The organism is Cupriavidus sp. a3 (assembly GCF_051015765.1).
GTDB classification, from domain to species: Bacteria; Pseudomonadota; Gammaproteobacteria; order Burkholderiales; family Burkholderiaceae; genus Cupriavidus; species Cupriavidus oxalaticus_A.
Genome location: NZ_CP170643.1, coordinates 3718653 through 3732058 on the forward strand (window position 1 = coordinate 3718653; position 13406 = coordinate 3732058).

The following is a 13406-nucleotide window of genomic DNA, read 5'->3' on the forward strand; positions in this document are numbered from 1 at the left end:
TGCTCCTAGCGAGACAGCTCACCACCTCGCTGGAGTTCAGCGCCAGCCAACCCTCTTCATGAAACGTCAGCCATAGACATGTGCCTACCACCACTACCGCGTCAGCGGTTTAGTACAATCGCAAATATGTGAAGCTTCACATATTCACGAATCCCGGCCACCCCTCGTTTTGCGCCTGGCACCGCCTGTTCGGTCGGCGCCGGGCTCCCGGCCTTGCGCCGCCGCCCGCCACCACTCTCCTCCCGCCGCTCGGGCGGTCCCCTCCGCAATTCTGCCAGCAGCTGGCGCGCCAGCGCCGCCTCGGCTTCGGCGCGCTCGGCCCGGCGCTGTGCTGCGGCCAACTCCGCCTGCACCGCGTCCAGGTCGTTGACGGCTTTGCGCTGCGCCTGCTCGGCGCTGGCAAGCCGATCGGCGAGCGCCGCGGCCTGGGCTTCGAGCCGGGCGCGGACCTCGGCCTGCGCCACCGCCGCGTCGCGGGCCGCGCTGCGCGCCGCCACCAGTTCGCCGCGCAACGCGTCGGTGGTGCGCTCGCTCTGCTGGCGCGCGGTCCGCTCGGCGTCCAGTTCGCGCAAAGCGCGCCGCTCGCTGGCCTCGGCCCGTTCCTGGGCAAGGGTCACCTGCTCGCGGGCGCGCGCGAGCTCGGTCGAGAATTGGGTACGCAGTTCCGCCAGCTGCCGCCCGGCAGCGTCCATTGCGGCCGGGGCGGTGCAGACCATCTGGCAGGCGGCCAACGAGGCTGCCATCGGCGAGCTGGCCACGCTGCGCGCCGAGGCCCGCGCCGCCGCCAGCGCTGCCGAAGCCGAGCGCGATGCCGCGCACGCCGACACCGCGCTGGCGCGCGAGGAAGCCGCGGCGCTTGTCGCGCAGCTGGGTTTGGCGCGCGGCGTCCATCGAGGAGGGTCAGGCGACGCTGGCCGCAGAGCGGCAGGCGCACGCGGCGACCCAGGCCCGGCTCGAAGCGGGGCGGGCGGGCGGGCGGGCGGGCGGGCGGCGTCAGATCGTCAATGATCGGTTGCGAGAGCTCGAGGGTCGCCGCAGCTTCCAAGGGCGTTCTGGCAGGAACTGCGCGGGCGCACGCGCGTCACCATCGACCATCCCGACTTGCCGGAGGCGTTGAAGGACATCTGACGATCAAAGCGACGATCCAGCCAAGTCAGCCACCCGTCGACCTCATCGCGTAAGTCTTCCAGCACGGCTCACACATTAACACAACACATGTTGTGTTAAGTCGGATTGCGAGTTATTGTTCTTGCATCACGCCGGCCAGCGTCCATCACCGAGGAATAAAGGAGACCCATCATGCTCACCAGCCCATCCCAACGAGAGGCGTTTCGCCATGACGGCGCCGTACTGGTAGAGAACTGCCTCGACCCGACGCAGCTCGCGCAGTGCTACGAGGCGTTCAAGTGGAACGTCGCCAACCCGGGGCCGTATCACTTCCGCTCGCTGGACGGCACCAGCCTGCAGACCCACATCGATAACGCCAATCCGGTCGTCAAGGACAAGCTTGACGATCTGGTCACGACGCTGCCGTTCGGAAGGATATTCCAGGAGCTATGGGGATCGGAGCATGTCTGGTATTTCGCCGAGGAGGTGTTCGCCAAGGAAGGTGGCCAAAGCGGCCGCGGGCCGTGGCATCAGGACACGGCGAACCTCCCGTGGGCCGGCCAGCACTGGGGCAACGCGTGGATCACCTTCCAGGCCATTCCCAAGAAGAATTCGCTGGAGATAGTTCGCGGCTCCCATCTCGGCATCCAGTACGACGGGGCCAGTTTCGCGAATGCCGATGACCCGACCGATCCGCTGTACGGCGACGGCACCCTGCCCCGCCTGCCGTATATCGACAAGGAACTCGCCGAAGATCCCAATGCGTGGGACGTGCTCTCCTGGGGCGTGACGCCTGGCGACGTCGTCTTCCTGCATCCGCGTTCGCTGCACGGAGGCGCCGCCGTCGACGCCGGCTGTCCGACCCGCCATACCCTGGTGCTGCGCTTCTTCGGTGACGACGCGACATTCCGCGCCCTGCCTCTATCGAACCCGCGCTATGCCCGCAACGGGCCCCTCTTCAGGGAAGAAATGGCCAGGCTCAATGAAGGCGAGCCGTTCCGCTCGCCTGTCTTCCGCCAGATCGCCTGATATCGCCTTGCTCGGAGGAGCAGCCATGAAACGACAAATGATCAATCCCGGCCTCGCGCGCGCAAGGCACTACGACCAGCTTCATTTCTCGTCGGCGACCCGTGTCGGCGACATGATCTGGGTGTCCGGCCAGGTGGGCTTCGATCTGGCGACAGCCACGGTGGGCCAGGGAATGGAAGCGCAGGCCCGGCAGGCATTTGAAAATCTGAAGACGGTCCTCGAAGCCGCGGGAGCCAGCATGGCCGACATCGTGGAGATCATGACTTTCCACACCGACCTGCGCGGCGACATCCAGGCGTTTGTGAAGGTCAAGGATGAATACCTCCCCGACCGCTATCCCTCGTGGACAGGCGTGGGCGTAAGCCAGCTGGCCCGCCCCGAGTTCCTCGTCGAGATACGCGCCATTGCGGTCGCCGGCTGCGGCGCCGGCTGACAGCCAGAAGCCGCGGCCCCGTTTGCACACTTAGGTCGCGGCACACGATCCCAAAAGAAAAAAACATCGACAAAGCTGATGGAGACACAAACATGAATCGTCCCAATACGGTCGTCAGACCGGATAAGCCATCCAGCATTCTTGCGAGGCTTGACCGCCTGCCGGTGATGGCTTGCCACTACGTCTGGGCCGCGCTGCTCGCGGCCAACCTGATGCTGGAGTATTACGACAACGCCATCTTTGCCTACGCCAGTCCGACGATCAAAGCCCATACCAATCTGAGTACGGAGCAGATCGGCCTCATCAGCAGCGCGTTTTTCATCGGGATGATCATCGGAGCGCTGGTGGGAGGAAGACTGTCTGACAGATGGGGACGACGCTCGGTGCTGGTATGGACCACCGTCCTGTACTCGCTGGGCGCGTTGGCGACGGCGTTCGCGCCTACCTACGAGACCATACTGGCCTCCCGCGTCGTCACGGGTATCGGCGTGCAGGCCGCCACATCGGTGCTGCTTGTCTATATCGCCGAGATGTTTCCCGGCAAGGCTCGTGGCCGCTTCGTCTCCATCGTGACGATCGGGTTCGTGGTCTCCGGCATCGGGGCTGCGGCGCTGGCGATGTTCTATCTCCCGCACAGCAGTACCGGTGCCTGGCGCAACCTGTTCCTGGCTGGCAGCATCGGCCTGCTGATTGCGCCCCTGGCACGCTTCATCCTGCCGGAATCGGTGCGCTGGTGTGTCTCGCGCGGGTGGTCCGACCGCGCCGAACGCATCGTCAGAGAACTGGAAGCACGCGCACTGCGCCGCGGTCCGCTCGACGAACCCGGAATTGCCGCAACTCAACAGAACGCCGCAGCACCAACGCTACGCGACCTCATCAACGACAAGGCCGTTCTGCGAACCATAGCCGTTCTCACGCTCGGCTATTTCGGCGCCACCTTGGCCTACTACCTGTTCGGGCAGTGGGGCGTCTACTCGCTCGTGTACAGCCTCAAGTACTCCGAGGAAGATGCGTATTTCATCCTGTTCCTATGGAACGTGATTTATGGCGTCACGCCGTTCGTCGCCATGCTGTTTCTCGACCGGTATGAACGCAAGTCCACCATCCTTGTCGTGTCCGTGCTCAGCGCCCTGCCGTTGGTCGTGCTCGGCATCTCGGCCACCAACTGGACGGTGATCGGTGCGGGCGGTCTCGCGTCCATCATCACCGGGCTCGTTGTCAATGCGTACTACACCTATATTCCGGAGACGATTCCGACGCAGCTGCGCGCCCTGGGCAGCGGCATCGTGATTTCCGGCGGGCGGTTCGGCGGAGCGGCCGCCGGCGTCCTGGGCGCCGCGCTGTTCTCGGCAAGCGGCATGGCGGGCGTAATGCTCGCGGCGGCAGCCTGCTACATCGTCTTCTCCATCCCCGTTGCCCTGTTCGGCCCGCGCACGACCAACCGCTCGCTGGAAGCCGTTACCGACGAAGGGTCCGGCGCTGCAAACGGAGCGCGCCAATCCCCGGACACGCCCATGGCCGCCTGACACGGCATTGCCGTCAAGTACCGGGTGGTTGTGTCCCGGCAGCACGAATCTCCAGATAAAGGAACGCGGCAACGTGACTGAAGACTTCAAGACATATCGAACGCTGGGCGGCTGGATAGAAAAGCCGGCCGATCTGCAGCCACCGCTCGAGGGCCACACCAACGCCAATGTGGTCATCGTCGGCGCCGGCTTTGCCGGCCTTTGCGCGGCGCTGGAGCTTGCCCGGCACCGCGTGAAGGTGGTCGTCCTCGAACGCGAATTCTGCGGCTATGGAGCGAGCAGCCGCAACGCGGGCTATCTCGCCGGCGGTCAGGGACTCAAGCTCGACCGTTTCCTCAAGCGCGCAGGCCATGAGAAAGCGAAGCAGATCGTGCGCTTCTACCAGGACGGCGTCAGCTTCGCCGAAGGCAAGTTCGCGGAGTACGGGATCGACTGTGACTACAACCAGTCGGGACTGATCCGTGCCGGCATCGACCCCTCGCAGGAAGGCCGGGTGCGCGACGATATGCGCATCAGCGCCGAACTCGGATGCCCATCGGAATATCTGGACCAGGCCGAGATGCGCGCACGTGGCATCCCGCCAGCGTTCCTGTTCCGCAGCTACGTGTCGAACGGCGGCACGCTCGATCCCGGCAAGTACGTCCTGGGCCTGCGGCGCGCGGCCCTGCGGGCAGGCGTCACGATCCACGAGAACACGCCGTTGCTGTCCTTCACCGAAGGACCAGTCGTCAAGGTGCAGACGCCGCGCGGCAGTGTCAGCGCGCCGGTCATGATCCTGGCCACCAACGCCTATACGCCCCAGCTCGGCCCGCTCGCGGACAAGGTGGTGCCGTTGCGGCTCTCGGCCATGGAGACCGAACCGCTTTCCCCCGTCCAGCTGGCAGCGCTTGGGTGGCATCGTCGCGAAGGCATCACCACCATGCACTGGGTCATGGAGAGCCATCGCCTGACGGCGCGCAACACGCTGGTCGTGACGACCAAGCGCCTGCGCTACCCGTTCGGCTCGCAGACGCCGGATGTGCCGGAGCACGCCCAGTACCGGGCGCTGCGGATGGCCCTGCACGACCGCTTTCCACCCTTGAGGGGTATCGCCATCCGGCGCTGTTGGAGCGGCTACATCAGCTATGCCGACGATGGCCTGCCGGTGATCGGCACCACCCGAGCGGACCGGAACATCTACTACGCGGCGGGATGCTCCGGCCACGGCGTCGGCACACAGGGCATGGTCGGACACATGCTGGCCGAGAGGATCTGCGGCATCGAGAACCCGCTGCTTGCGATGCTGATGCAACACAGCCCGCCCGCGACGCTGCCCGAGCCGCTGCGCTGGTTCGCGCTGAACGCCGCCCTGAAGGTCGCAAGCAGGCTCGATGAACGCTCGAACCGCAAGGCGCGCGCCGCATGAGGCATGCGCTGGGGGATGCTACGCGATGGCATGACAGCGGGGACTTGCGGGACCCCTGCATTAACTGAAATTCGCTACGGAAATACTCATGACAGATCTGTACGATGTCGCCGTGATTGGCGCTGGCTTCGCAGGCGTGACTGCCGCACGGGACCTCAGCATGGCAGGCCATTCGGTGGTCCTGCTCGAGGCGCGTGACCGGATTGGCGGCCGGACCTGGTGGGGAAAGGCCCTCGGCCTGCACCTCGATCTGGGCGGCACCTACGTGCACTGGACCCAGGCGCATGTGTGGCGCGAACTCAAGCGCTATGGCATCGGGCTGGCCAAACCGATGCCGGTGACCAGGGCCTACTGGTACGCCGACGGCGTGGTGCACGCCGGGACGTGGGAGCAACTCCACCAGCTGACCGCGCCGCTGGTCGCCCGCTTCTTTGCCGATGCCCGGACGCACTTTCCCCAGGTGGATGACCTCGCAGCCGCCGATGTCGGCGCGATCGACAAGCAGACCATCGGCGACCGGCTTGACGCGCTTGAACTCTCCGCGCACGACCGTGACCTGCTGGTCAACGCGATGTCCATCCTGGTTTGTGCCGAACACGAGCAGGGGCTCGCGCAACTGCTGTTCTGGTGCGCGATCTGCTTCGGCAGCTGGAGCGCGTTCAAGGAAATCGCCGGGCACTGGCCGATCGAGGGCGGCACCGGCCGCCTGATCGACGCCATGAGCGCCGAGTCGGCCGCCGAGTTGCGCCTCTCGACGCCGGTGGCCGCTGTCGATGACAACGGGCATGAGGTCATCGTGACCACCCGCGATGGAGAGCGTATCCGGGCCCGGCGCGCCGTGGTGGCATTGCCGCTGAACCTGCTGAGCGAGCTTTCCGTCACGCCTGCGCTGCCGCAACCCGTGCGCGCCATGATCGAGCAAAAGAACCCGATCCTGCCCAGCAAGATCTGGGTACGGGTCAAGGGTGAGATCGAGCCCTTCGTAATCTATGCGCCGGCGGGCAAGCATCCCATCAATACCGCCCATGCCGAACGGCGCGACGATGGCGATACGCTGGTGGTGTGCTTCTGCGCCGATGCCTCAACGCTGGACGGGAATGACCGCGAGGCAGTACAGCAGGCGCTGCGGGACTTTATCCCGGACATCGAAGTGGTGGACACGGTCTGCCAGGATTGGGCGAACGACCCGTTCTCCAAAGGCGGATGGATGCATCACCGCCCCGGCAATCTGACGCACGCAGCTCCCTTGATGCGACAACCCCACGGCCGCATCCACTTCGCGGGAGCGGACATCGCACCGATCGGGGTTGGCGGCATCGACGGTGCCATCGAGACCGGCACCAGGGCTGCCGCTGACGTCGCCCGCGCTTTGGATGGCGCTGGCCACCGCTGATGCCGTGCTACGCGCGCACCGCCCGTCCGCCAGGATTCTGCTCGCCCGGCACGGGCGCAACCAGCACCGCCAGCGCATCGATGAGCGCCCGCATTCGCTTTGGCGTGAATCGCTTGGGCTCGATGGGATACATCATCATCCACCCGTCCCCCATGGCAACGAGCTGATCGGTGAGGATGTCCGCCGGAATATCATTGCGGACCGTCCCTTTCTCCTGAGCGTCCTTGACAATGGCAGTGAGCAAGCGGCGATAACGCGCGTAGCGCCTGGCGATGACTTCCGCAAACGCAGGCTCGTGGCGCCCCTGCGCCAGCAACTCCGATGTCGCCGGCCAGAACCTCGTGCTGCGGTCCGTCAGCCTGATCCAGCTTTCGAACGGCGCAAGGATGTCACCGCTTTCCCGGGCCGACTCCAGCATCGCGTCGAAACGGTCAAATGCGCTCTCCATCAGCGCCACGACCAGCTCTTCCTTGTTCGCGAAGTAATACGTCACCGCCCCAGTGGTGTAGCCCGCATGCTTGGCAACCTTGCGCAGCGATGCGTTGGCGTATCCCTCCTGTGCAATCACCATGGATGCCGCGCGCAGCAGCTCCTTGCGCTTCGCTTCGCGGTCGCCGACCGGACGACCCCGGGTTGAGACCTGCTCGATATCGTCGTCTCTGTCCATTGTTCTGTTCTGTCTCTTGAGGAGGATTTCGATCACTGGATGCCGCCGGTTAGCCGCCAGAAGCCTGATTTTACAGAATTGACGTTATGTTCCGATTCTAGCCCCTTCAGCGTTCTTGCCTCCGGCAACGCCCGGGTGCAGCCCGTTCCATCCGGGACGCGCAGCCTGTGTCCGCCCCTGCCCCCTCTCCTTGCCGGGACCACGCAGGGAATACCCGTCCTTTTTATTTAACATTACACCCGTTATGCTAATTCACGATTCGCGCGAATCGCCGGGCAGGACTTCAGAAAGAGTGCGCGGCCGATGCCTTTGCATGCGGCCGCCAGGCAACTGACAAACAGGGAGATGGTTGATGGATGCATTCAGGCGCAATGGGTTGAGCAAGGATGGTGCTGTCGTCAGGGAACAGCGTCGTGAGGAGAAACACCGAGTGCCGCGCAGCGTGGCACGCAACTGGGGCACGACGCCTGTCATCGCACTGGCAGCACTTGGTGTCTTCGCAGGCGCGGCACATGCCCAGTCATCCATCACCTTGTACGGGACGCTGGACACCAACCTTGAAATCGACACCAACTTAAAGAGCGCGGGCGGCGGCTCGGCCAATCGATACGCGCTGAACGGCGAAGGCCTGTCTGGTTCGCGATGGGGTTTGCGCGGCGTTGAAGATATCGGCGGCGGCCTGAGCAGCGTCTTTGTGCTGGAAAGCGGCGTAGGCGGCGACAATGGCACCCTGCAGCAAGGCGGCCGCCTGTTTGGCCGGCAGGCATTCGTCGGCCTGCAGAGCGCCACCTACGGCAAGATCACCTTCGGGCGCCAATACACCTGGATGCTCGAGGCACTGGCCAACTTCTCGCCGGCGGCCATGTCGAGCCTGTATGAACCTGTCATCGCCCAGATCGGGCCGGTGTACCGCGAAGACAACACCCTCAAGTATTCCGGGACCTTTGGTCCGGTCAGCGTCGGGGCCCACTGGAGCTTTGGCACCGGCGGGAGCAGCGGCACCGTGGACCTCGGCCGGCTTGGCGGCTCGGGAGAGGTTCCGGGCCAGTTTCGCCGCGATACCGGCTATGGCGCCCGGGCGTCCTATACGGCAGGGTCGTTCAGCGCCACCGTGACCTATGACCAGGTGAACCCGAGCATCATCGGCACCAACGGCTTCGCCGGTACCGGCACCTTCAAGAAGGCCGCCGCAGCAGCCAGCTACGCCGTCGGGCCCGCGATCTTCATGAGTGGATACCGCTGGGGCATGTCGACCGCGCCGGGGCAGACACTGACGCGCGACAACCTGTACTGGGCTGGCGTCTACTACGAAATGACGCCTGCCCTGAGCCTGACGCTGGACTACTACTACCAGACGTTCCGGTCCTCGACCCTGCCGGCGCTGAGGCCTGCCGGCAATCCGAGGCAACTGATGTTCATTGCCGACTACCGCCTCTCCAAGCGTACGGACCTGTACCTGACCACCGCTTACGCCAGGAATGCCGGCCTGTGCCTGGACACCGCACCCATTGCGTTCAACAACGGTTACCAGCCCGGTGCCGGCAAGAACAGCATGTTCGGCGCAGCACTGGGTATCCGCCACAACTTCTGAGCACGACGGATATCGTCAAACCTTGGCCGATGCCAACCCGATGCGGCGTTGCTTCAGCGTTCCGCATCGGGACATGGCGCGAGGACCACCATGGCGGCGGTCCTCAGGGTATGTCATCCCAACCGGTAGACGCCGTCTTCGTTCTTCTCAACCCGTCCGTCGGCCAGCAGCTCCGCCAGATGCTGGGAAATCGTACGGGTCTCGGCGTTGACCACCCACAAGCCTTCATAGCCAGGCGGATACAGCAGCCGCCGGTCGACCAGCTGCGCCAGTGTCTTTGGCGATTCGCGCAGCATGGCCATCAGGCGCTGTTCGCGCTCGTCCAGCTTGGCCGCATAGGCCGCGAGATCACGCAGGAAGCGCTCGCGATCGGTGTAGACGCCCCGGTGATGGGACGTAACCCAAGCCTTGGCCGGAATCTCGGGCAGCCGTGCCAGGCTGCGACGGAAGTCCGCCAGGCTGGATCCCGCGTCGCCATAGTAAGGCCCGAATCCGGTCAGGTCGATGTCGCCCGTGAAAGCCACCCCCTCCGGTTCGACAAGAAGCACGGTGTGGCCCGCGGTGTGCCCTGGCAGGTGAAACGCGCGGATGCCGGCCTGCCCAAGATCCCAGTATGCGCCGTCCACGTAGCCTTGCGCATCGGGCCGCGGCGCATAAAAGAACTCTCGCTGAAACTTGAGTAGCGTCTCCGATGCATAGTCCGCATTGCCGAAAGCGGCGATCATGCCATCCCAGCTCCTTGCCGCTGGCAAATCCCCTTCGTGCACATAGACCGATGCATGCGGGAGACGATGCAATCCAGCCATATGGTCCTCATGCACATGGCCCATCACCACCAGTTCGGTCGCGTCAAACTCGGGGCCGATGTAGTTCGCGACCAGCGGGGTGTCGAACGCCGCGCGAGTGTCCGAGCCTCGTATCACTACCTGATTGCCGTCGGGGTATTTGCCGCTCTTCTCGCCTAAGAAGACCGAAACGCGCCCGAGATCCACGCGCCGGATGCGTCCCTGCATGTCGGAACTGCTGAAAGCTGTGCTCATGTCAATCGTCCTCCCTGGCGGTCCGTTGCGGTCTCCCCGCGGCCGAGATGCTCCAGGAGCGATCAGGCCGGGCTGCGAAACGCTGTCTTCAGTCTATTTATAATAACATTAGTCATCAGAATAGGAGGTGATTGAAAACGCAGGCCGCATAGTTTCCTGGGTTAGCACATCGCCGGCGTATCGGACAAGTGGCCGTATAGCGCGAGCAGTGGTCGTCAGCGGGATCAGTCCACCGCCTTGAACATGTCCTCGACCACCTTCTTGGCGTCGCCGAACACCATCATGGTCTTGTCCATGTAGAACAGCTCCCCCACCTATCGTTTGGTGGGAACCTATTGTGCTTATCAACGCTTCAACGTCTAGACGGTACTGGGCGGACGCTTACGGAACGCATGCCCGAATGAGATCTTCGACGTCAAAGAGGCATTCCGCCCGAGCCCTGCCAAGCGTCGCGGGTGAGGATAGTGAGTTGCTGGTCGCGGATCGGGATGTAACGCATGGCGAAGACAGGGAATGGAGTCCCGTATTGACGGCCGCCTCGCCCACATCTTCAGCCACGCCCAGTCAACAAACCGACCTACAGATCCTGGCTAAGCGCCGGCGAGAATTGCACGGCAGTCCAGCTAATTCCAAATTTCCAGTCCAGCCAACTGATCTGTAGTCCGGCTAATTCCGGTTTCCTACAGCAACGGCGTCTGCAATCCATTCATCTAGTAGGAAAAGCGCTCCCTAACGCGGAATTTGACATAGCCCGCCATATGTCAAATTGCATAGCGTTGCAACGATACGGAGGAAGCAAAAAATGAGGGTCCTAGCGGGGGCGCTAGCGGCGCGTGGGCGGCCGCACATGCCATTCGCCACTGGGCGAGCCCAGCGCCTCAACCAACATTAGGATCGTCTGAGGAGTTCCCGCGACGCGGTGTAGCAGCGATCTTGCGCTCGGGCTTGGCGGGCGGGACAGCTTCCACGATGACCGTCGTCGTCGGACGCGCGCTCGGCTGGATGATCGGATCGCCGGCCGGCGTCAAACCTGCCGCACGCGTCCTGGCCACCGCCTGCTCGATCGCACGTCCGACCACGTCTTGAAAGCGTTGGCTCATGATGTAGTAAGTCAGTTTCGAAGCCATGGCGCCTCCGCCTCTGTGGTTTGTGAGTTCATCATAGCCGGCCGCGGCTAACCTCGCATCCGGGGTGAGCTTGTCCAACGCGTGAGGCCCGTCTGGACTGCGGTTTCATTGCCCGCTTCGCATGTCACCGCGCGTCGCCGGGCTACCGAAACGCCGCGGGAACATGCGGGGGACGGGACCGCCGAGATGCCCGACTGGCTGCCGCGGCGGTCAATGCAGGGCAAAGTGCGGAGTTTTATCGGATCTGATAATGGACTCAAGGTTTCCCTCCTTCAATAGCGGACCGGTCTGGGGCGGTACACTTGTGATAGCGGATTCCCACGTTTATGGGAGGCGTGCCATCAGTTAGTGGAAATCGTTGCGAGCTTGTGTTGGCTCACTTCATGCCGACTGGGCTGCCGGCTTATGACAATGTCGGTGCCACTACAAGCAGTTTGGAAGACTTACTCTGGCGAGTTGATTATTGGGCTGGCGCTTGGCTCACCCCAACTCGCGCAGCGGCATAGGGTGACTGAGCTGACAGTGCGGCAAGAAGCCTTCATGCAGGATTTCGAGCGCGATGCTGCCTGCCCGGCGTCGCCAGGCAGCGCCTCTCACTTGGTCTAGGACACCCAGGCGAGACGGCCTCGACGGGACAAATTTTCCACGGGCTATCGAGCGTGGCATTTGCCATAACTCGGCAAGGACGCTGTCATGCCTGGCCCGGCAATTCGCTGCGCTGCGCAAGCGGTCCGAGTCCGGTAGACTAGCAAAACAGGACGTCCAAGTATGGCAACGAAACTGTCCTAATACCTCATGAGCGAGAGGTTTCAGGAAGCCTTTGCCCGCGCGGTTGTGTGGCCCGCGGACGAGGCTAGGGCTACTGGTTTGCCTCCGGCTGGCAAACCGGTAAAAGCGCCGCCCTCGAAGCCGCGCTACGGTCGTGCGAAGACATTCGTGCCATCATGGCGCGTCGAGTGGAATTTTTAGATAGCGCACGCCGTTGGATTCTGGCGTTGGGAATTCACCGGCGCGCATGTTGACCTGCACTGAGGGGAGGATCAGCGCGGGCATCGGTAATGTGGCATCCCGCGCCTCGCGCATCGCGACAAATTGCTGCTCAGGGATACCTTCGCGCACGTGGATGTTGTTCGCGCGCTCGTCCGCTACCGTGGTCATGTAGCGAAGTTCCCGGCCGCCAGGCTTGTAGTCGTGGCACATGTAAAGGCAAGTCTCCGGCGGGAGGCTCAGCAACTTGCCGATGGAACGGTAAAGAGTGCCTGCATCGCCGCCCGGAAAGTCGCAGCGGGCGGTACCATAGTCGGGCATGAACAGTGTGTCGCCGACGAAGGCTGCCATCTCATGGCCATCCCTGTCGCTGATCACATAGGTCATGCAGGCCGGTGTGTGGCCGGGCGTGTGCATCGCCCGCGCCTGCAGGCTACCGATGGCAAAGGTATCGCCATCGTTCAGCAGCAGATCGAACTGGCACCCCGCGCGCGAGAATTCCGGACCGGCATTGAACAGCTTGCCGAAGACCTTCTGTACTGTGGTGATCTGGCTCCCAATGGCGGTCTGTCCGCCGAGTCGCCGCTTTAGATATGGCGCGGCCGAGAGATGGTCAGCATGGACATGAGTTTCCAGAATCCATTGCACGGTCGCGTCCAGTTCCTGCACGCGCGCTACCAACCGGTCGGCGCTGGTGGTGCGGGTGCGACCGGACTTCGGGTCGTAGTCGAGCACGCTGTCGATAAGGGCGCATTGCCGGCTTGATCTATCGAGCAAAATGTAGCTTAGGGTGCCGGTATCGGGGTCGAAGAAGGCGTCGACTTCCATGGACGACGAGGAATTTTGGGCTGGTGTCATCGTGGGCTTGTGATCGGAGCGCCGAAATGGCGTCTCGGTGTGCCGGCGCAAGGCCGGCGTTTTCCGCAGTCTGCTTACGTTTAGCGCAAGTGCGGTCATGGATCTATGCAATTGCCTTGAACATGTCCTCGACCACCTTCTTGGCGTCGCCGAACACCATCATGGCCTTGTCCATGTAGAACAGCTCGTTGTCCAGGCCGGCGTAGCCGGCCGCCATCGAGCGCTTGTTGACGATGATGGTCT

At 63.5% G+C, this 13406-nt stretch carries 11 protein-coding genes and 3 pseudogenes; 7 read left to right on the plus strand and 7 right to left on the minus strand.

Features of this window, described 5'->3' with window-relative positions; genetic code table 11:
• Window positions 1-101: 101 nt before the first annotated feature.
• Window positions 102-887 (minus strand): annotated as a pseudogene (locus ACAD63_RS17795) (DNA-binding protein); the annotation flags it as partial.
• A gap of 175 nt (window positions 888-1062) precedes the next feature.
• Between ACAD63_RS17795 and ACAD63_RS17800 the strand changes: the two are divergent.
• The 6 genes and pseudogenes from ACAD63_RS17800 to ACAD63_RS17825 all read left to right on the plus strand — a co-directional run.
• A pseudogene (locus ACAD63_RS17800) lies at window positions 1063-1125 on the plus strand (DNA-binding protein); the annotation flags it as partial.
• Between the two features lie 174 nt (window positions 1126-1299).
• Window positions 1300-2136 carry a phytanoyl-CoA dioxygenase family protein gene (locus ACAD63_RS17805; RefSeq protein WP_135706649.1) on the plus strand — a complete coding sequence of 279 codons (837 nt, stop codon included), beginning with the start codon at window positions 1300-1302 and terminating at the stop codon, window positions 2134-2136.
• A 37-nt stretch (window positions 2137-2173) separates the two neighbouring features.
• A complete protein-coding gene (locus ACAD63_RS17810; protein WP_434033077.1) occupies window positions 2174-2569 on the plus strand; it encodes a RidA family protein in 396 nt (131 codons plus the stop codon).
• Between the two features lie 92 nt (window positions 2570-2661).
• Window positions 2662-4095, plus strand: a complete 1434-nt coding sequence (locus ACAD63_RS17815; protein ID WP_135706651.1) for an MFS transporter — start codon at window positions 2662-2664, stop codon at window positions 4093-4095.
• A gap of 73 nt (window positions 4096-4168) precedes the next feature.
• The gene (locus ACAD63_RS17820) at window positions 4169-5500 is read left to right on the plus strand and encodes an NAD(P)/FAD-dependent oxidoreductase (protein WP_434033078.1); all 1332 of its coding nucleotides are present in this window, start codon (window positions 4169-4171) and stop codon (window positions 5498-5500) included.
• Window positions 5501-5588: 88 nt separating this feature from the next.
• Window positions 5589-6893, plus strand: coding sequence for a flavin monoamine oxidase family protein (locus ACAD63_RS17825; RefSeq protein ID WP_135706653.1), 1305 nt, complete (start codon window positions 5589-5591; stop codon window positions 6891-6893).
• A gap of 7 nt (window positions 6894-6900) precedes the next feature.
• Here ACAD63_RS17825 and ACAD63_RS17830 read toward each other — a convergent pair whose 3' ends face one another.
• A complete protein-coding gene (locus tag ACAD63_RS17830; protein WP_434033079.1) occupies window positions 6901-7596 on the minus strand; it encodes a TetR/AcrR family transcriptional regulator in 696 nt (231 codons plus the stop codon).
• A gap of 316 nt (window positions 7597-7912) precedes the next feature.
• Here ACAD63_RS17830 and ACAD63_RS17835 point away from each other — a divergent pair, with 316 nt between their 5' ends.
• A complete protein-coding gene (locus ACAD63_RS17835) occupies window positions 7913-9151 on the plus strand; it encodes a porin (RefSeq protein ID WP_434033080.1) in 1239 nt (412 codons plus the stop codon).
• Window positions 9152-9264: 113 nt separating this feature from the next.
• Here the strand turns inward: ACAD63_RS17835 and ACAD63_RS17840 are convergent, their stop codons facing one another.
• From ACAD63_RS17840 to ACAD63_RS17860, 5 genes and pseudogenes are all read right to left on the minus strand, one after another.
• Window positions 9265-10191 carry an MBL fold metallo-hydrolase gene (locus tag ACAD63_RS17840; RefSeq protein WP_135706655.1) on the minus strand — a complete coding sequence of 309 codons (927 nt, stop codon included), beginning with the start codon at window positions 10189-10191 and terminating at the stop codon, window positions 9265-9267.
• 224 nt (window positions 10192-10415) lie between these two features.
• A pseudogene (locus ACAD63_RS17845) lies at window positions 10416-10499 on the minus strand (NAD(P)(+) transhydrogenase (Re/Si-specific) subunit beta); the annotation flags it as partial.
• 570 nt (window positions 10500-11069) lie between these two features.
• Window positions 11070-11318: a hypothetical protein gene (locus tag ACAD63_RS17850; RefSeq protein WP_434033081.1), complete on the minus strand. Its 249-nt coding sequence runs from the start codon at window positions 11316-11318 to the stop codon at window positions 11070-11072.
• A gap of 942 nt (window positions 11319-12260) precedes the next feature.
• Window positions 12261-13133 (minus strand): MBL fold metallo-hydrolase, encoded by an 873-nt coding sequence (locus ACAD63_RS17855; protein WP_434034011.1) that lies wholly within the window; start codon window positions 13131-13133, stop codon window positions 12261-12263.
• 133 nt (window positions 13134-13266) lie between these two features.
• Complete coding sequence (locus ACAD63_RS17860; RefSeq protein WP_434034012.1) at window positions 13267-13380, minus strand: NAD(P)(+) transhydrogenase (Re/Si-specific) subunit beta; 114 nt, start codon at window positions 13378-13380, stop codon at window positions 13267-13269.
• Window positions 13381-13406: the final 26 nt, after the last annotated feature.